Raw genomic sequence first — 24,147 nt, forward strand, 5'->3', positions numbered from 1 at the left:
GGGCGTCCCGCCAGCCATGTTGATGACTTTTGGGACAGCCCCTCTATTCCTTATTTCACGGTTAAGATCACACGTTGATAATGCTTCAACTGATGCTCTCCATCATCCTGTACTTCAGCAACGATATGAATGGTATCGCCCGATTTGGCATCGTCAGGAACGGTGAATGTCACTACTTCTGTGTCACTGCCCTGCAATTTTATCGTATCTACCTGTTCATCCTTGACAAGTTCACGATGCAAACCAAGCAACAGGTCACCCGCCATTTCCGGCTGAACTTTGCTCTGTTCCACTTTGGAATCCTCGTACGTGTCCGCTTCGAAATATCTCCACCACGTATACGTCAGTTGATCTCCATCCGGGTCTGTGCCTTCCGCGTGAAGAGTAACTTCCTCCCCAGGACTCACACTCAGATCCAGCCCTTCCTTAATCGTTAATGACGGATTATGGTTGGCACCTTCGTAAGTGTCTGCAACTGCCCAGTCTGCACGCGCTGCAAAATCATCCTGGATATCGTCAAACCATCTCATCAAAGAGTACTCGGCTTCATACCGTTTCGTATAGGGATCGTAATCAAGCACATTATTTCTAAACAGCTTGTCGTTCACGACGCCAAAGCGTCCACCCCAACCGCCGTAGGAAGGGTCTTCCATACTGCGCAGCCCATTATCGATCAGATAAAAGAAGGAAGGAGAATCACCCTCTGATATAAAATCATATTTGTCATATTGCGGATTGTTCTTGAGATATTCAGCACTTCCCCGCTGTTCTTCGGCCAGTTCACCTTTGATCATTTTGCCGTCACCCATCGATGCATACATATCCATCAGCTTGCCATGTCCATTCAGAATATTCTTGACCATCCAGTCTCCATGAAGTTTGCTGTTCACTTCTTCGGCATGCATCTTCCATGCATAGGCAAAATGCCAGAAGTTCGATTGGTCATTAAGAATACGGATATCCGGCCAATTCTTCGCAATGTATTCGTTGTAGCTGTCATCCTGATCGAGAATGATATACAGGACCAGTTTTTCACTGACTTTTTTGCGAATCGCATCCCACTCAGCCGTGTCCTTGTACTGTTCCTCAATCGATTTCAGCGCTCGGGCTGTGGTATTGGTGCCACCCCAGGTCTGAACAATCAGATCACGGGAGTCATCGTCGAGGAAAAGAGTTTCGAGGAACTCGGAACCTTCGGTTTCCTTCTCCATCTCCCCTTTATCGGAAATATTACCGATCTTGGTCATCGCTCGAAGCTGTTCTGGCTCCGGATAGCCCTCCGCATGTTTGGACAAGTTCGGGTAGATCTCTCCATAGGCATCGATCATGTCGTATACCCACTGTGTGCCTGTCCACCGGAACGGTTTGATCCCCGCTTCCTCGTCTCCAGCATAATGATACACCGAACTGGTCAGTACAATTCCGGCGAGGTCCATCTCATTCGAATACAAGAGGAAACGAATGACCGAGTTCATATCATCCACTTCACCGTCGGTTGTAATCACCGTTCTGCCTTTGGCGGCTTGGTTGTTTGCAGGTTCCTGAGTTTCATTTTCTGCCTGTTCTGTCGTCTGATTCGGTGTGTCACTCGCGGTTTGCGGCGCTTTGGATGCGCATCCACTAATCACCAGGATTATACTGAGACAACCTGCGGCAAAACCGTTTAACCATTTTCTCTTGTTCATAATGCTAATGCTCCCCTTTCTTCTGTACAGCGTGATGTTGGTGTTGGGATCAGTACGTCCTCTGTTTTCTAGCCTTAATATGGACCGTAGAATGCAAAAAAACCCGAACATCACTATGAATGGGACAAAGTCCACGCATAATGATACTCAGGTTTTGCCTGCCCGAAGCAGTAACAATCCTTATTTGAGTGAAAGTATACCATGTCCACTCAGAAATGTAAACGTATTCAAATGTTTTTTTGAATTCATCTTTGATATAGTATAATGCTTATAGCCAAGAATCAAATGATCGGTGTAGTACTAAACCAATTCATCGGGAGGAATCAGACACCATGCAACAACTGGATGCGGCCTTAAGCCGTTTTGTGGAACAGCAGGATTTATATAATGAAGCTTATGGACTTTTCCAAAATCATGATCTGCGTCCTCGCGAACAACATCATCAGCCGGAAGTGGACGCACGAATACCTCTTTCACCGGAACTTCAGTACCTCTACAGCCACTATGAAATGGTGGATTCCGAAGCTGAAGGTACACTCAAAATGAAAAATGCCGCCGTCGAGATCGGTGATGCCGCACTGATCTCTTTTGTCGCACCTGAACATCTGCTTCGTCAGCAACTAGGTTTCCGCTGGATTGGCATGAATGAACCTTATGAGGAGTCCTCCACTTGGCCAAAAAGTCACGTCGTTATCGCAAACTTTAACGATGATCCGTTAATTGTAGATACTGAATCGCCGAATTCTCCTGTATATGCGGCTTTTACAGGAGGAGAACCTCATCGTGTCGCTGACTCGCTGCCTGACTTTTTCAGTGCACTAGCTATCCTGATTGAAGCAGCACGAAGTTATGCTGGAGAAGTAAAAGATGAAGAAACCTATGAAACCAAGCCCGAGTATCTGGAGCAAGTGGAACCTTTATTGCAAGATCTGTTGGGAGATGAGTATACTGCTCATCTTTTCGAGTATCTGTCCTTTTGTTAAAACGGTGAATTGAAGAAATTGGAGGGGCGCCCATATGATTTATGTGGCTTTGCTACGAGGCATTAATGTAGGCGGAAATAATAAAATCAATATGAAGCAGCTGAAAGAAACGTTTGAACAAGCAGGCATGCTGGATGTCGTTACCTACATCAATTCTGGCAATATTATTTTTGCCAATCATCTGGAACGTGACGATGCAAATAGGGAGATATCCCTTGTGCTAGAACAGGCCATCGCGGCCGATTTCGGCTTAAAGATCAGAGTGATGGTGCGAAATATGGATGAAATTCAATCCGTTATTCAGGCGCTGCCAGCGGAATGGGCTAATGATGACACGGCCAAAAGTGATGTACTGTTTCTCTGGGATGAAATCAATGATCCCTCTGTGCTGGACAAACTGCCCATCAAACCGGAAATCGGTACACTGATCTATGTTCCCGGAGCCATTTTATATTCAGTCAGCAGAGAGGACGCAGGTAGAAGTGGCATGAACAAGCTTGTAGGATCCAAAGTCTATACTTATATGACCGTAAGAAACGTGAATACCACACGTAAGATATATGCCCTGATGCAAGCAGCAGCAGAGATATAAATCGGACCCGAAAAATAAAGCATGCAGAACACATCCTTATGGATGTCTCCTGCATGCTTTTCACCATATTAGGAAACTATTCTTTTCTCTGTATATTAGTCAATCTGAATGCGTCTGCGAGATTGATCATTACCAGGACGTTTCGGAATCTCGAGTTTCAGCACACCATCTTCCAATCTGGCCTTAATGTGCTCCTCATCAATATGATCAACATAGAAACGTCGGATAAATTCGCCGGATCGGCGTTCCTGCCGAATGATTCGATTGGAGTCATCCTTCTGCTCCACCACATCATTGCGTTTGGCACGAATAATCAATTCATTACCTTGAACCTGAATGTCTATGTCCTCTTTGGCGATGCCCGGCAGCTCGGCTTCTACCGAATATTTGTCTACTTCTTCACGAATGTCGGTCCGAAATGGCTGGGAGCCAGTTCCAAAAGGGGAGAGGAATGAGGTCTCAACCATGTCATTGAAGGATTTCAACATGTGTCCGAATGGGTCTTCATTTCGTTTACGAAACGGAATCAGATCAAACATGAAAATCAGCTCCTTTTGTGTGGTTGGTTTATTGTTGTTGCTTACATGGATTATTATAATACCAGCGCAGATCAGGCTCAAAGTCCGTAAAAGTCGAAATAAAACGATTATCTTCCACCTTAGTTCACTATTTTAAAATAGATCCTTTTTTCTTTCGTTTTGACCTTTTCTGACCTTCTGACTTTGTCTGACTATACCGAATGAATGGCGTCCGCTACAGTATTGGATTCATTTTTCCGCATTCCCAGCATCATGATTGCCAGCAAGACGACCAGAACAGCTACGAACATAAATGGAATATGTCTATCCACCTGGTAGAGTGTCGTTGTAAGTAACGGAGTAATGACGGCGGATATCCCCTGAATCGCTGCTACCAACCCTGCCGCACCTCCCTGCTGTTCTTTGCTGACCGCGAGCGAAGCACCTGCCATGAACCCCGGCATCATCAGACCCGAACCCATGCCGAACAGGAAGAATGAGAAATAATACATGGGTAACACATTGAAGACCAGAAACAGGATCATGCTTGCGATCAAGAAAAGGGACCCGAGCATAATCATTGGACGTGGCTGCCATTTCAACCATTTCATCTGAATGACCTGCATGATCAACATGGCTGCTCCAGAGAACATGAGTCCAAACGAAACCATTCGGGCCGTCGCGGCTGGTGATAGAGCCAGTTGATCCTGAAAATAAAATCCCCCGACAACCTGCAATGTCATGATGCCAATCATCGTAACCAAGCCCGCAGCAAGATATATTCGTAATCCACGTTGAAACGGGTTGACTTTAGGCGGCTTTACCTGAATGACCGGTTTGGCTGCTGGAATTAATAACAAAGCGATAATAAATGCAGCGATCGCTATAAAAATGCCAAAATAAAGCGGCCACAGCAGACCGATGATCGTAAATGCTCCTGCAATGGCGGGTCCAAATACAAGGCCAAGTCCATTCGCAGCGCTGATCATGGCCATCCCGCTTGCCCGCTCCTTCCCTTCTGTCACATCACCCATATAGGCCTGGGCAGAAGAGAGAACGGCCGGAATAAACATGCCGATCAGACTGCGCGTCACAATCAGAAGGGTAAGCAATACGCCTCCTCCGATCCATGCATTCAATCCTCCATACAATGCCATAGCAAATAACGCACAGCTAACAGCCATACCTATGAATCCAATCAATATGACGGGTTTTCTGCCCTTCAGATCACTGAATCTGCCCCATACCGGAGCCATAACAGCCATCATAATGGACCCCAGCGAAATAATAAGACCGGAATGACTTTCTTTCATGCCTAACTCCCGAATAAGCGGTGGCATAATGGGTGCAATCAGCATCAGGCCCAACATGGCTGCGAATACGCTAAAAAAAATACTTCCTCTGATTCTGTTCATGCTCATACACTCCTCTATATTTCAGTACAGTATCCACTGTACCTGGAGTATACAAGGCTGAGAGAATCCCCACTGCCTCTATACGGAACAATTCACGGCAAGGCGGATTTATTAATCTTATTTTATATAAGATGAACCAATAAAACGTTACACCAGACCACTACGATTGCAGTACCATCTTCCGATCGCTGTTATCACCGGATTTCTGTGATTCCCTTCTATGATGGGAAAAATCCGTTGATAAAGGCGAACGCTCCGCTTCTCCAGACTGATTCTGCACTCTTCGTTCTCGTGTAATGTTTCAGTTCATCTTATTTAATAAATCTTTTTCATCTCGGAGGGCTTCACGCCGAATTTGCGATAAAATTGCTGCGAAAAGGCACTGATATTACTATAACCGACCGCAATGGCGGCCTCGGTAACGTTGTTATCCTGATTGCGTAGCAGCTTCATGGCGTTGTCGAGACGAACCTGACGCAAATATTCGAAGACCGTGCTTCCGAATAACGCCTTGAATCCTTTTTTTAATTTAAAATCGTTAAGACCCACTTGTCTGGACAATGCTAGCAAGGATGGAGGATCTACCATGCAAGCCTCCATAATCTCCCGTGCCGTATGTAACTTCCGGATGTCCTCTCTGGAGAATCCTGCGGGGATTGGCGCCAGATCAAACAGCTGGATCATAAATCGATTCAAGATCTCCAAGGCTGTCGCTTCCATCATTAAGGAGGATCGGTAACTGTTGTTTAATTCCACAATCAGACTGTCAATCATCGTTCGTATTCGGTTATCCAGTTGAAATACAATCGGCTTGAACACTTTTCGTCCCAACACCTGTTTAAAATCAATGGACTTGAAACTGCCCAGTTGTGCCGCCGCATAATTGAACAGATTCACCGGAATCCCCAGCGAAAAAGAAGTATACGGTTCCCTCGCCGGAGGATGGAACCACGCTTCGAAATCATGCATGAAAATGAGGGCACCTTGTCCAATCGATAACGAATACTCCTGTCCAGAGATATCGACATGCCGTTGACCCGCCAAGGCAAATTGCAACTCCACAACGGGCGTCTCGGACGCAAAGTACGTCGGGCATGGCTGATAATACTCTACATGAGAACATAGAATCTCGATGCCACTGTATGTGGTCACTCTCTTTATACTTCCACTGCCCGCCTTAGCGGAGAGCAGGTATGTATGTTCATCTTGCTGACTGTAGGGGTCCCGGGTTAAATAATGCTGATACATGACGCCTAATGCATCATCAGTACGCATGGTAGTCACCTCGCCTTATAACTGATCAGACTATCCTGTAAAGAAAGCCTGAATTGATTGATAATGATTCTCAATTAATTCTACCGCAATTTCTTTTTTTCGACCAGTCCTATATATATGAAGATTCCCGTCTGCTTTTTTTCTTCATGTGGCAACATCATTTTATACACTAACTTACATATCCAATTTGGAAAAATATCTCTTATCTAACCTTTTACACAAATCGCAGACTTCTCTTACCTCTCCTTAACATTAGCTCCCTATACTAAAACAATTGTACAACTCATTACACACGAAACGATAAAGGGGATCTGGAACATTGAAAAAGAGAAATCAATGGCTCGCCGTTCTGTCGATGACTGCCATTCTAACCGCAGGAGCAACCAGCTACACATCCATGATTCATGCTGCTGACGCAACTAAAACTACCAATGATCATGTCGTACTGCGTACAGCCATCCAAAATATGCAGGGTACGGTCACATGGAACGGAAGCAGTCGCAGTGTTGATATCCAGATCGCAGATACTAAAGTACAACTTCCTGTAGGAACGTCATCAGCCACCATCAACGGTGTGAAAACTCCTTTGGACAGTAAAAGCTACATCACCAAAGGTACAACGTATGTATCTTCCCAAACGCTAAAATTAATTACGGAGCAATTGATCCTCAACCAAAATAAAACGGGTTTTGAACAGACCGCATCCTATCAGATGCCTGGCGGTAAAGCTGAAATATCAGCCTCCACCCCAGATGGACAGCGCCTGCTTGTAACCGAAGCAGACAATGGCAGCATTTCTGTGCTGGACATTGCTGACTTGAAAAACATCAACGTATTGAAGACGGTAAGCTTCCATGACCTCTCCCCCAAAGCTGAAGTTACGAGCGTAACCGTGTCCAAAGATGGTAAATACGGTCTGGCTGTTATTCGTACAGGTGATACAGACAGTGAAGCAAGCAAAGGATTGCTTGCCATTGTGGATCTGACAACCTACAAAACGGTAAAAACATATGAACTGGGTATTGGTCCTGACTCGATTGCACTGTCACCTGACGGTCTGCATGCGGTGATCGCCATAGAGGATGAAGAGCTGAATACAGCTGCCGATGAAATTGACTATGCCAACACCAAACGTCCGGGTAGCATTATGGTTGTATCTTTTGCTGGCGGGAACGTATTGGAGGGTGAAATCACCAACTTGCCGGTCTCTCTGGACAATGTAGAAGGCGCCATCTATCCGCATGATCCACAACCGGAGTATGTTGCCATTAGTCCAGATAGCAAAACAGCAGCCATCACACTACAGGAAAACAATGTTGTTGCCATTGTAGATCTGGAGACGAAAAAGATCAGCTCAATCTTCGCTCTTGGCACTACTTCACATCCAGCAGATCTCAAAGATGACGGTATTGTTCAGTTTAAAGAGACATTGACCGCTCGTTATGAACCGGATGGAATTGCTTTCTCTGCAGATGGTAAATACCTGCTGACAGCCAATGAAGGGGACTTGGGCAAGAATGAATTGGAGGATGGTGTAAAAGCGGGCGGACGCAATATTGCTGTCTGGGATCTGCAAGGCCAGCGGATGTACGATAGCCAGAACCTCATTGACGAGGCAACCGCTATGGTCGGCTTGTATCCGGATAATCGCAGTCCCAACAAGGGAAGTGAAGTGGAGAATCTAACTGTTTCTACTGTAGACGGCACTACGTATGCAGCCGTAGCTTCTGAACGGGCAGATGCCATTCTGTTCTTCGATCTTGCTGATCCGGTCAATCCGGACTACCTGGGTCTGATCCCTACAGCCGGAGAATCACCAGAGGGAATTCATCGTGTTAACGGACGCAGCCTGTTTGTGAGTGCAGATGAAAGCACGGGAACACTTAGTTTTTTTGCAAAAAAATAGATCGAGTGCCCTTGGTATTCAAAGGCTGAATTGAATGGTTTCACGTTGTATTGAGTGGGTGGGGGGGGGCGAAAAGCCCCTACCCTCTCATACTGTTATACGTGTTATTCCACGTACCCACATAATGCTACAAAGGTTATCGACGCTTCATATTTTCCAATTCCCGCCTGTTCCGCTCTACTTCCTCTTGTAACACTCGTACTTCCATCCTTAATGCGGATACTTCCTCTTTGACGCCAGACCTCTTCATCACAAGATAGAAAACCAGATATAATACAAGACCAATCATAATAAAGAAAATTAATAGCGTTATAATCCCATAAATACCAAAATTACTAACTCCATCCATAATGTACGTTTTCCCCTTTCCCATATCTTATTAATTTATATTTACAACAATACCATATTTAAGTATGACGAACAGTACAAAAAGCCAAGAGAGCATGCTCCCTTGGCTTTCAATTTATCTATTATATATACCTTCCTATCCGGTAATCCTTATTCCCAGAAGAAACGACCTGCGAACACTTTTTGCGTCAACAGTTTGTATGTTTCTTCAGGCAATTCTTTTTTCATCTTTGCCATAACGGCTTCTTTGCCTTGGTTATATTGTGTGGACATGCCAATCTCTGCCGTTGTATTGCTCGCATCCAGACGCATGATTGGTGCTTGCGCATCTTTCGTCCAAGGTGTCCATGCCGCCAAATCAGATGATCCGCCCGTACCTGGATTGCCTGTGTACAGGAACTGCTTCAGGTATGCTGCCATCGCGGCGGATAACTGATCACGTCCTGGTTTGTTCGTATCGGTAAAGTACCCCTCAGGGAAATAGGCAGCAATTCCGTCTGCGTGTCCTGTATAGAAGTCCATATCCGCACCATGCGGTGCACCCAGTAAGGTGAGCAAACGCTCAGAGATGACCCCAGGTTGCGTACCCCATGCAAAACGATAAGCATATACCGGCGGTTGACCTGCTTCACTCGTCAATTGCTCCGCTACACGCTCTGCATTAAAGCCTGCATAAGCTTCGCTACCGTATTTCAACGCAGCAGCATATTGTTCCGCCTTGGTTTTATCCGTAAACAGCGTCTCATCCGTGATGGATGGAGAGAAGTTCGGATCACCGAAGGCAAAGCCAGAGAATTCCGTTTCCAGGCTGCCCAGCAATACAGGTACTTTCGTGTAGTTGCCGTTATGGATGGCGTCAAAGCCTTCTTTTGGAATCACGGTGCCATCACGGAACAGATGCGGAAATGGGTCCATACGGATTGCCGTTGCGCCAAAAGCAGTGACCAACTTGTCCGCAGGCAGTGCACGCAGGTAACTCTCCAGCTGTGCCTGAGATTGTTTGCCAATCCACGCTTTTGCTTCTTCTGCGGTAGCCGCTTTCCCCTCTTGCACGAGCAGTTTCACGAGTACATCCTCGGATTTTTGCTCGCCGTCTTCCGGTGATGCTGTCGTCAATCCTCCGCTGAAAGCAACTGCTTTTTGATACAGTCCTTTGCTAAGTGGAGAGATCAGGGTTGCCAGCACATCACGTGCACCAGCAGATTGTCCGGCTAATGTAACATTGCCTGTATCTCCGCCAAATCCTTCGATATTATTCTGAACCCACTCCAATGCACGGAATGCATCGAGCAGACCATAGTTACCTGAGTCATCCAGGGCATTGCCTGTTTTCAGCGCAGCGTTCTCGAAGAATCCAAGTGCTCCCAGTCGGTAGTTCACGGAAATGATGATGCTGTTGGTGCTTCGTGCAAGCTGCTCACCTTGAAAATCTTTGCCTGATCCGGTCATATTCCCGCCGCCGTGCAGGAACACCATAACCGGAAGTTTCGAACTGGTTGTGTCAGGACGCCAGATATTAAGGTACAGCGAATCTTCGCTTCCGGCTGTAGTCTTGCCGGAGATCTGCAAGCTGTTCGCTGCAAATTCCTTAGCCGATCTGGTTCCTGTCCACACTTCCGGTTCTTGCGGAGCTTTCCAGCGCAATTCACCTACCGGAGGTGCTGCATAAGGAACACCGAGCCAGCCGAGCGTGCCATATTGTTGATAGGTTTTGCCATAAATGGCGCCATACTTGGTCTGTTGCACCGTTTGAGGTTGGAACATCCCAGCTTCTTTATGTTTCAACCAGCTCTGTTCCAAGGTTCCACTACCATTCTTGAGCTGCGTCTGCAATGCCTGTACGGTTGCCTCTGCCATCAGACGATTGGTAAGTTGACTTGCTCCCTTTCCTTGCAGCGTCTTGATTCCTATACCAGCCGCATAAGTGGAAGCCTCTCCTTGCTGATAATCCGTACCCGCTTCATATCCGAGCACCTTCAGCAGCATTGCGGCATAACCTTCCGCTGTAAGTGGTGCATTAGGTTCAAACTTCTCCGTTCCTGCCACGATCTCAGCCACATACGGATGCTGCTTCAAGTATCCAACGACCGGTTGCAATACTTTGCCTGCCTGAGCCGCATCGTCATACGTTTCCGTTCCCTGATAGGCGAGTGCTTCTTTCTCCAATCCGGACAGACGCAAGTAAAGTACTGCGGCCTGAATACGTGTAGCCTTTTTGTTCAGATAAGCCGCATTAACGCCTTGACCACTGCCACGAATAAGTTCGGATTGAATCAGCTTGTCCATCGCTGCTGAGGAAGAGGTTGTTGTGTTCCCTGCTGCATAAGCTGGTAGAGCGGATACACATAACCCCAGAATTGTTGCCACGGCAATCGAACGTTTAATGGTTTTCATGTCATAAATCTCCTCGCTGTCGAATAGTGTGTGATGGGATAATTTCATTGGAAATGTTCACTTGAGATGTGTATCTAGGAATCAGTATTCCAATGTCTGGATGAGTCTATATCTCTATTTAGGAAAAATGGTCTGTTACGCTCGCTCCTTTCTGCTTAACCTCTCTGCTGCCGCGCTTACGGTCATACCATCAGGCATTTTTTATATAAAAAAACCTGAACCGAAGGCAAACAGACATCGCTTTAGCGTGGTCTACTGCCCTCAATTCAGGTTTTGCCTGCAATCAGTAACAACCCTGAGGAATGAGGCTCATTCCATATAAAAATGTAAACGCAATCAATCGTTTGGTAACTAAATAGTCAACGAATGAACTGACACAGGTATTGCCCTAAATACGGTTACAATCCTGTTGTTATCGTGATGTTAGCACATAATGTAAGCGTTCGCAATACTGTTTTTTAAAATCGTCATCATACGATCTCCGATAGGGGCAACAATAAAAAACCCGCATTCTCATGCGGGTTTGAACTTAACTTACATCATGATGATTTGCACCGCTATCTGTTAATCCCTCAATATCTGCTAGCCTACTTCTCTGGTTGTCTACAGCGTGCGTGCCAACTTCTCCAGCAGTTCCACCGCAGGGGCCAATACCGACTCATCAATATCAAATTCAGGATGATGATGCGGAGCAGGCAACTGGCTGCCAACAATCATATACGTAGCTCTGCCACCTTGCTCCTGTACTCGCCGGATCATATAACTGGCATCCTCGCTGCCGAGAGCAGCACTGTCCGATATGGCCTCTGCATGGGTGAAACCAGCGATGCCTTCCGCTTGCTGAACCGCAAGCTCTGCAAGTTCCATATCACATTGAATCGGAATGGCACTTCCAACCACCTCAACGGTAGCGGTTAGTTCGTGCATGGCCGCACTATGCTCAATGATATGCCGCACGCGACGTTCCAGCTCCCGATTCGTTTCTTCACTCGTCGAACGCGTCTCAATAACCATACGGGCATGCTCAGCAATAATATTGGCTCCTGTTCCACCTTCCAGAATGCCTACATTAATCCGGGTATCTGCCGAACTGAACCGGGGAAGTGCATGAATGTTAAGCATGGCGGTCGCTGCGCCAAGCAGCGCATTCCGCCCTTCCTCCGGGGAAGCCCCTGCATGGGAAGATACACCGGTGAAGTGTGCTTCCAGCTTGGTCGTTGCCAGGAATCCGGCAGACGCACCTCTGATATGACCGGATGGCACACCGGTACCCAAGTGCATACAGAACAGGCGATCCACCTGTTCCAGCATTCCTTTTTCGACCATGGCATATGCCCCGCGTACACCTTCTTCGGCAGGCTGGAACAACAGCCGGATCTTGCCGGCAAACTTCCGGTCACTCAACCGTTCTGCAAGCGCCAATCCAATCGTTGTATGTCCATCGTGTGCACAAGCGTGCATAATGCCTTCATGACTGGAACGAAATTGTCCCGCTTGCGGTGCGTGTTGCTCCAACTTGCTCTCACGGATTGGCAGTGCATCCATATCGAAGCGAAATGCCGTCGTTGGTCCATCCTGCTCCCCTTGAAGTTCAGCGACAACGGCAGTGAATCCACCACGCATCTGCTCCACAATCACCGGATCTGCACCTTCCCGGAGGGCACGCTGATATGCATCTTCCAATACTTCCGGCTTAGGCAGCCCCCGCCGTGATGTGTCGTCGATCGCATCTTTTCCATAAGTGACGCTATACCCAAGTTCCGTCAGCATCTGCACCACTTTGGTCGCAGTACGAAATTCCGTGAATCCCAGTTCAGGATGTTCATGCAGATCCCGGCGAAGCGCGATAATATCCATCATGTGTCATTCCCCTCTCTCTAACCTCTATCTATTTCATCGTATATACAGTTCTACACTACTCATTCAACGTTAGGAGTCACTAAGCCTGCTCCTGTGGATCTCCTACAGTCTTGCGTTTACTCCCGGACCAAGTGGCAGGTTGAAGACATACCATAGAATGACCATAACCACCCACACCGAGAAGAACGCAATCGAATACGGCAAAATCAGTGAATAATACGTTCCCAGCTTCGCGTCTTTACGATACTCCTGCAGAAATCCTACGAACAGCGGTACAAACGGTGATACTGGAGCCAAGGGAATAACGACCGAGTCCGATACCCGGAAAATAACCTGAGTGAATGCCGGATGAAATCCAAGCAGCATCATCATTGGAATAAACACCGGGGCAAGAATCGACCAGATCGCTGATCCGCTTGCAATAAACATTGTCAGCAATGCCGACAGGAAGATCAGCCCGATCACCACGGGAATGCCGTTAATGCCCGTCTTTTCCAGTAAATCCGTGATCGTAAGTGCCAGAAACTTGCCCATGTTGCTCCAGTTGAACATCGCCACGAATTGAGACAGCGGGAACACCATCACGATAAATCCAGCCATCGTTTTGATCGGTTCAATGAGCAGTTTCGGCAGATCGTTCTGGTTTTGGATCACTTTCAGTTTAATGCCGTAAGTCAGTGCTACGGTAAAGAAGAACAGTAAAATGACAGGAACAATCCCGGCCAGGAAAGGCGAACCCATGACACTTCCCGTTTCAGGGTTACGAAGCACCCCATTGGAAGGCACGACCATGAATGCAATCACGGCGATAAAAAGCAATGCTGCGATTCCCGATGCACGTAGTGCCCGGTTCTCTTCAGGTGTCGGCGCTTCGAGCTTGTACACCCGCTCCCCTTCGTAACGGCCCAGGCGTGGTTCCAGGAATTTGTCAGTCATGAACCCGGCAACGAGGGTCAGCACAATAACCGAAGCGGACATAAAGTACCAGTTATCCAGAACCGTAACACCCACATTGGGATCTACAGAGGCCGCAATCTCGGTACTGATGCCTGACAACAATACATCCGTGGTCACAATGAGCATATTGGCTGTAAAACCTGCACCCACACCAGCAATCGCGGCAATCAATCCGGCAACCGGATGTCTGCCTACCGCAAGAAAGATCAGCGCTCCAAGCGGAGGCATGATCACAAGCGCTGCGTCCGAGGATACATGGCTGAAGAACGCGATGAAAATAACGAGATAACTGGCGTAACGCGCAGGTACCCGAACAGCCATTTTACGCATAACCGCTTCGAGAAGCCCCACCTTCTCCGCCAGACCAATGCCCAGCACCAGAGCCAGGATGGAAGCCAGTGGTTTGAAATCGGCAAAGTTCTTGACCACATTCGGCAACAGCCACTGAATCCCCTCTCTGCTCAGCAAGTTCTTGACGTGTACCTGCTCCCCATCAATCGGGTTATGTGCCGTCGCATTAAAGAGTGATAACACCAATGTGGCAACCATCAGGGCGAGAATGAGATAAATAAACAATAAAAACGGATTGGGAAGCTTATTCCCTACTTTCTCTACCCAACCAAAAAGTCCTGTGTTCTCCTGTCTGTCCGCATTCACCATGCAAACTACCCCCTGACTGTGATGGAACTGCCTCTGGATTGACTGAACAAGTCTGATGAGGTCTTGTCCCCGTTAGCAGATCATTAACGTACATTTAACGAAAATGTCGTAATTTTAGGACATTATATAATTAACTCCACATAAAGTTCAATACCTGTGTTATGTATTTTAACACTAGAAATAAAAAAACCGCTGATCTACTCTTGTGTTCTTGTCCTTTCCACACGGACATGAGACATAAGGTTGCATCATCGGTTTTATTGTTTCGTTCTATGTTCGTTAATCTAACGCAGGAGACGATAACGGTTACTAGGCCTTCCCCGCCTTGTATTCAGCTCATTGCCAGCAATCTCGGCCAGTGCAAATGCGGTAAGGCTACCCATAATACGTTGTACGTGCCTGATGGTCATGGACAGTCCGGAAGCCAACTCACCGGCTGTAAATTCTTCTTTGCCCATTCGACGTATGTATGCCTTTATTTTCTGGAATGTACGGATACTGACGCCTGCCTTGTTCAATTGTTCCAATAGTTCGATGTCGCTTGAATACGTTTCGTAGGATAATTCTTGGTCCTCTCCTGCCGCCTCCACAATGGTTCCATCCGTCTCATAGATAATGATTCGTCCGGCTTCATCATCCTTGGCATACTGGATGGCTTTGCGTGCATGACGTTCGGCATCGAACGCCGTCTCCCCGAATCCAATTCCGGCAAAGGAGGGCAAGTCTGTATCCAGCTCCAACTGATGCATGGTCGAATGCAGTGATTCCATATTACGAGCCATTACACCTCTTGAACCATACATCAGATATCTCCCGGTGCCGTCTTGATGAAGAGATCCATCAATTTGTTCACAGTGTCGTAGCAGCACGCCCTTGATCTTCAGCTCCATATGCTGCAACTGGTAACGCTCGGTCGATTGTTCGCCAGCTTCATGCAATCGATCGATCTCAATCATGAGTACACCAATCTGACTGTCCTTGAACGCGGAACTGCGAATCTGTTCAATCAGCATGCGTACGGCTTGCACCGTTTCCTGCTTGGTTGAATCTATTTTGAAGACGGGTACCCCACGTTCCAACAGGCCTTCATACACCGCATACAGACATGTAATCGCTGCTTTGGTAAGCCCCTCCTGCCAATGCTGGACGTGAAACTCAATCATGGCTCCCACATCATAATCGATAGAAAACACGTATTTACGTAATTGTTCCTGCGAGAAATCCAGCTCTTCCAGGCTGTCCATCAGCCCCCAGCTCTCGTTATCTGTCATATCAATGGAGATATCTTTCACCGGACTGTCCAAGGTGTAGACGGCTTGAAGCATCGCCTTATACAAGCTTGCCCCTGTAGGAGGGCAGTATATCGCATGTTCTTTTTCAAGAAGTACAGCTTGGGCACTCAGATAAGGAATCGGCCCCGTAAATACCCACCCGTGTACATTCTCCCGATTTCGTCTAATAATGTCTCCTGTTTCTCTTGCATGTTCATAGGCATATAGCTCATAGCTCGCCCCCAGATTGTGACCCCGCAACGCACGCATGGTTCGCTCAATGGACGGCTTCGGTCCTACAATTCCGATACGATACATTCACAGACCCCCTTCTTCCACTCCACAATGCCAAAATAAATAGTGGCTTCTGGCGCGGTCATTCCCTAGTCCGATTTTCTCCTTAACATACAAGAGAAATCCTCATGTTGTCCAGTTTGCCTGAATACCAGCATCCTTCATTAATCGTAAATTTTACATATCGTTAATCTAATTCATATATTGGTTTAGCATTTGTTGTATACACTGGGTTCTGGATACAAAACAAATTATACATATATTCTAGGAGGATGCATTCATGTTAAACCGGTTCAATATCCGTGCAGCCAAAATGATGCTCGCGGTGACGACGATTGTTACAGCTACACTCGGAGGAAGCAGTGCAGCGTGGGCTGTGGAAGACACGACCTCAACGACATCTGCATCACCGATTAAAAATGTCATCATTCTCATTCCTGACGGCATGGCTAACGATGCGACTGCCCTGGCTCGTTGGTACAAAGGCTCTTCCCTGACGCTGGACTCCATGGCAAGTGGTATGGTTCGCACACACTCTGCAGATGCGCCGATTGCGGACTCGGCCCCTGCCGGAACAGCTTTTGCAACAGGTTATAAATCGCATACCGGATTTGTCGGTGTACTGCCGGACAAGGCTACGATGCCTGGACAGAAGGCGATTGCGCCTGGAGATGAAAGAAAACCTGTTGCTTCCGTGCTGGAAGCATCCAAACTGGCAGGCAAAGCAACTGGAATTATCTCAACATCCGAAATTATGCACGCTACGCCAGCAGACTTCTCTGCTCACTACCCGGATCGCAAAAATTACGATGCGCTCAGCAAACAGCAAGTCTACAATGGCATGGATGTTGTATTGGGTGGGGGTAGCAAGTACCTTGAGCCAGCGGGGCGCAAAGACGGGGAGAATCTGGTTTCCTCCATTAAGGCACTGGGTTACGATTACGTAACTACACCGGCTGCAATGAAAGCATCCGACTCAAATAAACTCTGGGGTATGTTCGCTCCCACGAGCATGGCTTACAATATGGACCGTGACCCTGCGAAGCAGCCAAGCATTGCCGAGATGACATCCAAAGCCATCGAAGTTCTGTCCAAAGATGAAGACGGCTTCTTCCTGATGGTCGAAGGCAGTAAAGTAGACTGGGCAGCTCACGCCAACGATCCGATTGGTATTATCAGTGACGTGCTGGCTTTTGACAATGCCGTAAAAGTAGCCATGGATTTTGCCAAAGCTGATGGAGAGACTGCCGTTGTGGCTGTAACGGACCACGGTAATGGCGGACTCACCATTGGTAACAACGCGACGTCCGGCACTTATGACAAAGAGCCATTGTCCACATTTATCGGACCTTTGAAAAAGGCCAAGCTGACAGGCGAAGGCGTAGAAGCGAAACTGAATGCCAAGCGCACGAACATCAAAGCAGTGATGAAACAATACTATGGCATTACCGATCTGACTTCCGAAGAGATTGCCACCATTAAAGCAGCTGAACCAGGCAGCCTTAACTATGCAATCGGTCCAATGATCAGCAAACGTGCAGGGATTGGCTGGACAACTGGTGGTCATACAGGTGGAGATGTTGTGTTGTACACGTATGCTCCGAACAATGACCGTCCATTCGGAGTAATCGACAACACGGATGTAGCCAAGTATATGGCACGTGTACTGGATCTGGATCTCGACAGTGTGAGCAAACAATTGTTTGTACCTGCCAAACAGGCATTTACAGCCAAAGGCGCGACGTACAAGCTGGATCTGACTGACGCCAAAAATCCGAAGATCCTCGTTACAAAAGGAAATACCAAGCTCGAACTGCAAATCTACAAAAATATTGCACTGGTGAACGGCAAAAAGACAACCTTGGAAGGTGTCATTGTATACAACGGTGTGGAAGCCTTTGTTCCACAAATGGCTGTTGATTTGATTCAATAATACGTTAGAACTACCGGAACTACCGGAGATTAAACCATTTGGCTGCCGAATATTTCGGCAGCTATTTTGTTGTTTTGTGATATGCAGTATGTCCCCGTTCCCGCTTATCGTATAATGAACATAATGTTGAGAAATAGGATACAAAAGGAGAGATTCACCCATGTTAATCAAATTAAACTGGATCACGCTGAGGGTCAGTAATTTGGAAGTTTCACTCAAGTTCTACCACGACATGCTCGGACTTCCCATTCAGCGCAGATTCGAAAGCCGCGGACGGCAGATTGCCATGCTGGGCATGGAAAATGAAACAAAGCTGGAACTGATTGAGGGCAGCGAATCCGTTCTTAAACCAGAGGCCGGCGTGTCGATCGGCTATGAGGTGAACTCGCTGGAGGAAGCCATGGAGCGACTGGCTGAACTGAATATTCCGATTTTGCGCGGACCCATCCAGCCCAATCCTCACCTGCGATTCATATATATTACCGACCCTGACGGCTTCGAGGTGCAGCTTGCAGAGCATGCATAATTAAGCGAGTGTAAAATGGAGTGTACGTATCATGATAACCAGTTGGGTGTTCATGTGCGCTGCCAATTCTGCACACTCAACCCTAAAATAGGACGGCGGCGGTAAGCTTTTTGTATGTTTACAGTTTCATGCGGCGCATCAGCGGCACACCTACGCGATTCAACAACCGATCAAGTAACAGCCAGCACCAGCGTCTGCCCCACGGAAGATGACGCTCATACACAGCGGAGTACTCGAAGTCAGCCACAGCACCGCGATTGCGCTTAAACTGCGCAGCCCCGGCGCTCTCATGTAACAGGTGGCCGTTCTCTCGAGCCTGCCCGATCAGGCATGCGGACAACATGCGGTATAGTCCCACGGACTGGGGGATCGCCGTATCATAACCGAACAGCGGCGTTGTCATGATTCCATTTCGGCAGAAATAACCCATGACCGCGTCCAGGTGCCCCTCCTTTCGCAGTCCATAGATTCTGAGTGTTCCTGATGCCATTGCAGCAGTAATGAACCGCTCGGTGAATTGCGGATTGTGATAGGAGTATTTTTCAAGGTATAACAGCTTGTATAGCTCCACGATTCTTGGAATATCTGATTCTGTCATATCTGCTGCGGATACGAATTCGTATCCATGTTTGGCGAGCAATTGATCATCCCGCTTCAGCAACCATCGCGACTTCGAGTTACCAAAATTCGGATCATACGCACGGTACAGATAGATTTGCCGACTTGGGATCAATCGGCACCCCGCTTCCTTCAGCTTCTCCGTCAGGTCGGGATGAAGTTCCGGGCACAAGGAGCGAAAGACGACGATATGCTCAGGGTACCGCTCTTGTACAGCTGCAAGCATGCGGACAGCCTGTTCGCCGGTCATGGAAGGATACAGGTTCGTAGAGAATAGCCAGTTGTTCACATGCACGACCTTGTTGATCTGCGATCTCTTCATTCCCCAACCCAACAGACTGAGCAGCACAGATAGCCCTTTTTCCAACACTGGCTTCTGCAACATGGCCAATTCTTGCTTAGCGTAACTCACATAATGCGTATACGGTGAGCATACATAGGCATTGTCGTACTCCGCTTCATTCACCGTTAGCGGAAGAACGAGATCGTCTATCCGGGCGAGCAGCATTGTGGTCTCCACGTTCGCCATATAACTCCGGGTCCCATCCAGCATAAAGGGTTCCAAATAGGCTCTTGCATATCTGCCGTCCTCTGTATCGGGCCAGTCCATGCCTTTGATCGAATGCTGATCATACAGACGCACGCGTTCAACACGGTTACCCTTTTCATCCTCGTATGTACGATCATCACAGGCCGATCTGTCTTTCATAACTTTATTCTTCAAGCTTATACTCCCCCATACCCTTCATACTCTACACCACACTGTATAGGAAAAAAATACTGCTTTCAAGTTGTATTCCAGATGAAAAAAAGCCTGTCCAGCACGCTAAATACGCACCGACAGGCTCTTAACTAGTTATTATTAAAGTTTGTTCTCAGCGGAAGAAGCCTGATGATCCGAGACCAATTCATTCAGGTCTACAATCAGTTGCTCCAGTTCTCCAAAGCTATTTACCATCTTCTGTGTCAGGTTACGTTGTTCTTCCATGCTCGCCAGAATCTCTTCTGTCGCTGCACTGGATTGCTCAGTCACACTCGAGATTTCGGAAACCTCATTCACAACTCTGGTGGAAGATTCCTTCATGGTAGCCGAACTAGTCTCTATATCTGTCGCTTGATTCAATACATGTTGAGAGTTACTGTTGATCGTACGGAATACTTCCTCTGCCGTATGCACACTATCTCTTCCTTGTTGTAACGATTGTCGAATGCGTTCGAATCGATCCGTCAGTGCCTGCGTCTGTCCTTTCAATCGAGACAGGATGGTTGCAATATCACTTGCGGACTGACCCGAGTTCTCGGCCAACTTACGAACTTCCTCTGATACAACAGCAAACCCGCGTCCATGCTCACCCGCACGAGCTGCTTCAATGGCTGCATTGAGTGCGAGCAGGTTGGTCTGACTCGCAATATCCGCTATGCTGTTCAGCATAAGCGTCATGGATTCACTTTCCTCGTTAAACTTTCGCATGTCATTTGCAGTGGTATCGATTGTCTCATATAGCTCTTGCATCTGAATGTTCAGCTGGTCCATCTGTGTGCTTCCTGTTTGCGTGCTCGTTGCCATACTTGCGGACAACTCTTTCATCTGTTGGGAATACGATGCAACGTCCTTGATATGCTGATCCGACACAGACAAGGATTCCGAAATCTCGGCTACACTGGTCGCCTGGAACTCAACACCTTTTGCAACCTCACTGAACCCAAGCGTCACCTCATTGGTGATGGAGCCAGTCGCATTCACTTTTTGCTTCAATTGATCCGTATAACGTGATAAACCTTCGACCGATTCCTTCACACGTTCCAGCATAGTTTCCACTCTTTGTTTAGAGTGCTCCACCTCATTCTGGCGTACTTCACTTTCATGGAAGAGCCTTTGATTCAATTGTGAGACCAGCATCAAAACAGCTCCCGTAAGAGCAAATAGTCCCACATTGACGATATTACCTATTAGCTCAACAGAATCAACGGTATTCATAACAAATAACTGAAGAACACTGTTGACTAGTAATACCGAGAATCCAACCATAAAAAATTTCTTGTTAGGGAATAACAGTAGAACTGCGGTTATGACCAAACTTAACGCAAAATTGACCGTTCCCCAACCGACATAGACTCCACATATTGTAAGTAATACGGTAATCAGCCATGGGATGAGATAAATATGTTTCTTTTTCGCATTAGCATATGTAATCCAAACTACAAAGATCAGAGCTACTCCATTGGACACAAGTAACTTCGGCATCATAAAGGCCAGCCCCATACCAATGGCAACGATAATCCACAATATGATACCGATTAATTTGTTCCTTTTCCAAATAATTTCGTCCATACGATCCATGCATACCCCGTCCTTTTAAGTAGGTTAAATGTAAGTTGTAGGGCCTTTCTGTACTACATCTAGTAGTCTTTGGTCCTGCTTATGCGCAAATCGCAAATACGCAGCGCCTTAGCATAGTACATATTGACTTCATAAGTATGAAATCAGCGCTACTTTATGTATATCGGTATTGTTAATTAAAAATGAATATGAATTGTAAAATGATATGCGGACATATCATTTTACAAACAAAAAGGCCTGTCTTATACGTTTGACGTATAGGACAGGCCTTTTTGGCATAATGCGAATGTACAGGACAAACTCTTATTTTCCGAATACAAGTGTCGTATTGGAGGAGCCTGCATACTTGGTGACGAACTCACGTGCGTAGCTGGCGCTCTCTACCTGATAACTGTAATTGGAACTTGGTCTCCAGTTGGTTTTAGGAGAAGTCGGGCTATTAAGGGCTGGCGTACTGCCCGTATCGGTGAACTCCCCTTTTCCTTTGTCATCCAAGATGCCACCCTTTTCAGCGCCAGCACCAAAGTAGTTGTTTTCGGAATAAATTCGTGCTTTTTCACCAATTGTGATGGCCTGATTAAAGTTGTTTGCATAGTTGTTTTTGAGATGGAAGTAACCATATCTTAAAAGTCCAGGTCCACGTACATATAGATTTTCGAAGTAATTGTTGGACATCGTCACATGAGGTACGCCATTGTAACTGCTGTTACCATCATTCGGATGTCCGAGAATTACGCCATACTTATGGTTCGCAAATTTGGAATTGCTAATCGTAATATAGTCTGCGCGATCACCAATGTACAGAAGCTTGTCCAGGTCACTTCCGCCGGAGCTGTAGCTATGGCCAGAGAACGTCACATGATCGATCCAATAATTAGAGCCAGAAGTGATATACACCTGGATATCATCATTCCCGTTGATATTTGCTGAATGTTGAAATGTCAGATTCTGAAAAACCACATTGCTTGAACTACTTGTAGATCTGAAATGAATATTCGTTAATGTATGTTTGTCAAAGGAACCTACGAGTGTTTTGTTCGCTCCAAATTCAACCTTTTGCAAGGTGGATGAAGAAATATTCTGTTCAACAACGACAATTTTGGCTGTAGAGCCCGCCATATGTGTTCTCAGGTCATTAAGATTACTTACGTAAACCACCTGACCGTTCTTCCCACCTGTCGTGGCTGCCTTGGATACACCACTTTCATTCTTCGCACTGCCTGCAAAACCGGTTAATCCGTTTGTACCTGTGTTCGGATAACTGGCCGCGCCATATGTAGACGGAGCCGTTGAGATCGTTAACAACAATAGAGTTACCGCGAGTAAAAGCATCGAAAATTTCTTCAAAATTTCACCATCCTTTATAATATTATCCTCGAATACAACACGATTATATCGTGTAACTTTGGTTGTGACAATACAATAATTGCAAAAAGACATCAATATTATCTTTTTTGCAACAGCAGATCAGATATAGTGAAAAAACAAAAACAGACCTTTCTTTCACACAAAATAGAGCCGCTAATTAGCGGCTCTACAAACGAGTACTGTGAGATACAACTTGAACACTTATCCTTCCCTCGGATCAGTTCCTAAAGCCTCTGACGAAAAACCATTCGTTTGCGGATATTAATATATCACGACTTCTGATAGCTGCGGCGGAAAGCACCGGGTGTAAGTCGTTCCAGCTTCTTGAAGATTGCTCCATAATAGCTGGTAGATTCGAAGCCGACTTGACGAGCAATATCCTCCATCCCACGCTGCACATTGTCGAGCAGCAGTTCCTTGCTCTTGTTGACCCTTACCTGATTAACATAGCTGATGGGACGAATGCCTGTCGTCTTCTTGAACAAATGACAGAAATATTCCGGGGTGACACTGATCAGTCCAGCCAGCGTTGGTAAAGTAATCTCTTCAGCATAATGCTGTTCAATATAATCCAGAACCGGCTTTAATCGCTCATACTGCTGCCCGACCGTATCGCTGCCCTCCACAGATACGCGTTGAATAATCTCTGTCAATAAGGTATAGAGGATAGCCGAGCAGGCGTAATTGCTTAATGTCTGCTCTTGTGGTGCTAAGGCCGCTTGCAGCAACTCCCGCATGCGGGATAGAAGGTATTCAGGCGATGCAAGCGTGTATACGCATGTGTCGACAATGCCCACGGTTTCAAACAGGCTCGCTGACCCGCTGCCATCGAAAATGATCCAGTCGACTTCCCAGCTCTCGGATAGCGCATAGTATTCGTGCTTCTGTCCAGGGAACAACAGCATGCCCATGCCTGACTTGACGATATGTTCCGTTTCACTTAGCTTGAGCTTGCCCACACCGCTGCGACATTGTATCCACTGATAATCCTGAATGCCTTGATCTCGGCGTATGTGCTCCTGTTCATGATGCAGGCCGATGCCAAGCAAATAAAAAGGGAGCAGCTTGTCTCGGGCAGATAATACCGGAAAATTGCGATTGGGAAGAGGCATACGACTAACTCTCCTGTTATCTTAATATTGTTATATCAGATTAATTATTTAAGATATTCACTACAATTAATATAGCATATAATCGCAATAT

17 protein-coding genes are annotated in these 24,147 nt (G+C 46.8%); 5 read left to right on the plus strand and 12 right to left on the minus strand.

Going from position 1 to position 24,147, the window contains the following annotated elements; genetic code table 11:
- Nucleotides 1-50: 50 nt before the first annotated feature.
- Entirely contained in the window at nucleotides 51-1,685 is a 1,635-nt protein-coding gene (locus FS628_RS16555; RefSeq protein WP_145323554.1) for a DUF1593 domain-containing protein, read from the minus strand.
- A 332-nt stretch (nucleotides 1,686-2,017) separates the two neighbouring features.
- On the opposite strand from FS628_RS16555, the gene FS628_RS16560 reads away from it, so the two are divergent.
- Both FS628_RS16560 and FS628_RS16565 read left to right on the plus strand, forming a co-directional pair.
- Entirely contained in the window at nucleotides 2,018-2,668 is a 651-nt protein-coding gene (locus FS628_RS16560) for a hypothetical protein (protein ID WP_145323556.1), read from the plus strand.
- Between the two features lie 34 nt (nucleotides 2,669-2,702).
- Complete coding sequence (locus FS628_RS16565; protein ID WP_145323558.1) at nucleotides 2,703-3,260, plus strand: DUF1697 domain-containing protein; 558 nt, start codon at nucleotides 2,703-2,705, stop codon at nucleotides 3,258-3,260.
- Nucleotides 3,261-3,355: 95 nt separating this feature from the next.
- Here FS628_RS16565 and FS628_RS16570 read toward each other — a convergent pair whose 3' ends face one another.
- The 3 genes from FS628_RS16570 to FS628_RS16580 all read right to left on the minus strand — a co-directional run bounded on the left by FS628_RS16570 (nucleotide 3,356) and on the right by FS628_RS16580 (nucleotide 6,468).
- On the minus strand, nucleotides 3,356-3,799 hold the full coding sequence (locus tag FS628_RS16570; protein ID WP_145323560.1) for an Hsp20/alpha crystallin family protein: 444 nt from the start codon (nucleotides 3,797-3,799) through the stop codon (nucleotides 3,356-3,358).
- 191 nt (nucleotides 3,800-3,990) lie between these two features.
- Entirely contained in the window at nucleotides 3,991-5,193 is a 1,203-nt protein-coding gene (locus FS628_RS16575) for an MFS transporter (protein WP_145323562.1), read from the minus strand.
- A gap of 315 nt (nucleotides 5,194-5,508) precedes the next feature.
- Nucleotides 5,509-6,468: a helix-turn-helix transcriptional regulator gene (locus FS628_RS16580; RefSeq protein WP_145323564.1), complete on the minus strand. Its 960-nt coding sequence runs from the start codon at nucleotides 6,466-6,468 to the stop codon at nucleotides 5,509-5,511.
- 319 nt (nucleotides 6,469-6,787) lie between these two features.
- On the opposite strand from FS628_RS16580, the gene FS628_RS16585 reads away from it, so the two are divergent.
- Nucleotides 6,788-8,374, plus strand: coding sequence for a choice-of-anchor I domain-containing protein (locus FS628_RS16585; protein ID WP_145323566.1), 1,587 nt, complete (start codon nucleotides 6,788-6,790; stop codon nucleotides 8,372-8,374).
- Between the two features lie 498 nt (nucleotides 8,375-8,872).
- Here FS628_RS16585 and FS628_RS16590 read toward each other — a convergent pair whose 3' ends face one another.
- The 4 genes from FS628_RS16590 to FS628_RS16605 form a co-directional block, all read right to left on the minus strand.
- A complete protein-coding gene (locus FS628_RS16590; RefSeq protein WP_145323568.1) occupies nucleotides 8,873-11,116 on the minus strand; it encodes a carboxylesterase/lipase family protein in 2,244 nt (747 codons plus the stop codon).
- Nucleotides 11,117-11,719: 603 nt separating this feature from the next.
- Nucleotides 11,720-12,976, minus strand: a complete 1,257-nt coding sequence (locus FS628_RS16595; RefSeq protein WP_145323570.1) for an amidohydrolase — start codon at nucleotides 12,974-12,976, stop codon at nucleotides 11,720-11,722.
- Nucleotides 12,977-13,078: 102 nt separating this feature from the next.
- Entirely contained in the window at nucleotides 13,079-14,593 is a 1,515-nt protein-coding gene (locus FS628_RS16600; RefSeq protein ID WP_145323572.1) for an AbgT family transporter, read from the minus strand.
- A gap of 284 nt (nucleotides 14,594-14,877) precedes the next feature.
- On the minus strand, nucleotides 14,878-16,182 hold the full coding sequence (locus FS628_RS16605) for a hypothetical protein (RefSeq protein ID WP_145323574.1): 1,305 nt from the start codon (nucleotides 16,180-16,182) through the stop codon (nucleotides 14,878-14,880).
- A gap of 289 nt (nucleotides 16,183-16,471) precedes the next feature.
- On the opposite strand from FS628_RS16605, the gene FS628_RS16610 reads away from it, so the two are divergent.
- Complete coding sequence (locus tag FS628_RS16610) at nucleotides 16,472-18,091, plus strand: alkaline phosphatase (protein ID WP_145324211.1); 1,620 nt, start codon at nucleotides 16,472-16,474, stop codon at nucleotides 18,089-18,091.
- Nucleotides 18,092-18,251: 160 nt separating this feature from the next.
- Complete coding sequence (locus FS628_RS16615; RefSeq protein ID WP_145323576.1) at nucleotides 18,252-18,617, plus strand: VOC family protein; 366 nt, start codon at nucleotides 18,252-18,254, stop codon at nucleotides 18,615-18,617.
- Nucleotides 18,618-18,735: 118 nt separating this feature from the next.
- On the opposite strand, the gene FS628_RS16620 is transcribed toward FS628_RS16615, so the two are convergent.
- The 4 genes from FS628_RS16620 to FS628_RS16635 form a co-directional block, all read right to left on the minus strand.
- Nucleotides 18,736-19,959 carry a GNAT family N-acetyltransferase gene (locus FS628_RS16620; RefSeq protein ID WP_145323578.1) on the minus strand — a complete coding sequence of 408 codons (1,224 nt, stop codon included), beginning with the start codon at nucleotides 19,957-19,959 and terminating at the stop codon, nucleotides 18,736-18,738.
- Nucleotides 19,960-20,097: 138 nt separating this feature from the next.
- Entirely contained in the window at nucleotides 20,098-21,576 is a 1,479-nt protein-coding gene (locus FS628_RS16625; RefSeq protein ID WP_145323580.1) for a methyl-accepting chemotaxis protein, read from the minus strand.
- A gap of 303 nt (nucleotides 21,577-21,879) precedes the next feature.
- On the minus strand, nucleotides 21,880-22,923 hold the full coding sequence (locus FS628_RS16630; RefSeq protein WP_145323582.1) for a pectate lyase family protein: 1,044 nt from the start codon (nucleotides 22,921-22,923) through the stop codon (nucleotides 21,880-21,882).
- A 290-nt stretch (nucleotides 22,924-23,213) separates the two neighbouring features.
- The gene (locus FS628_RS16635; RefSeq protein ID WP_145323584.1) at nucleotides 23,214-24,056 is read right to left on the minus strand and encodes an AraC family transcriptional regulator; all 843 of its coding nucleotides are present in this window, start codon (nucleotides 24,054-24,056) and stop codon (nucleotides 23,214-23,216) included.
- Nucleotides 24,057-24,147: the final 91 nt, after the last annotated feature.

Origin of the sequence: Paenibacillus xylanexedens, from assembly GCF_007676705.1 — a bacterium.
Taxonomy (GTDB): domain Bacteria; phylum Bacillota; class Bacilli; order Paenibacillales; family Paenibacillaceae; genus Paenibacillus; species Paenibacillus xylanexedens_C.

Coding starts and splice junctions, on each gene's coding strand:
- FS628_RS16570 (WP_145323560.1), bottom strand. CDS start 3,799: ATGTTTGATCTGATTCCGTTTCGTAAACGAAATGAAGACCCATTCGGA.
- FS628_RS16565 (WP_145323558.1), top strand. CDS start 2,703: ATGATTTATGTGGCTTTGCTACGAGGCATTAATGTAGGCGGAAATAAT.
- FS628_RS16560 (WP_145323556.1), top strand. CDS start 2,018: ATGCAACAACTGGATGCGGCCTTAAGCCGTTTTGTGGAACAGCAGGAT.
- FS628_RS16600 (WP_145323572.1), bottom strand. CDS start 14,593: ATGGTGAATGCGGACAGACAGGAGAACACAGGACTTTTTGGTTGGGTA.
- FS628_RS16625 (WP_145323580.1), bottom strand. CDS start 21,576: ATGGATCGTATGGACGAAATTATTTGGAAAAGGAACAAATTAATCGGT.
- FS628_RS16580 (WP_145323564.1), bottom strand. CDS start 6,468: ATGCGTACTGATGATGCATTAGGCGTCATGTATCAGCATTATTTAACC.
- FS628_RS16555 (WP_145323554.1), bottom strand. CDS start 1,685: ATGAACAAGAGAAAATGGTTAAACGGTTTTGCCGCAGGTTGTCTCAGT.
- FS628_RS16590 (WP_145323568.1), bottom strand. CDS start 11,116: ATGAAAACCATTAAACGTTCGATTGCCGTGGCAACAATTCTGGGGTTA.
- FS628_RS16615 (WP_145323576.1), top strand. CDS start 18,252: ATGTTAATCAAATTAAACTGGATCACGCTGAGGGTCAGTAATTTGGAA.
- FS628_RS16610 (WP_145324211.1), top strand. CDS start 16,472: ATGATGCTCGCGGTGACGACGATTGTTACAGCTACACTCGGAGGAAGC.
- FS628_RS16595 (WP_145323570.1), bottom strand. CDS start 12,976: ATGATGGATATTATCGCGCTTCGCCGGGATCTGCATGAACATCCTGAA.
- FS628_RS16635 (WP_145323584.1), bottom strand. CDS start 24,056: ATGCCTCTTCCCAATCGCAATTTTCCGGTATTATCTGCCCGAGACAAG.
- FS628_RS16575 (WP_145323562.1), bottom strand. CDS start 5,193: ATGAACAGAATCAGAGGAAGTATTTTTTTTAGCGTATTCGCAGCCATG.
- FS628_RS16605 (WP_145323574.1), bottom strand. CDS start 16,182: ATGTATCGTATCGGAATTGTAGGACCGAAGCCGTCCATTGAGCGAACC.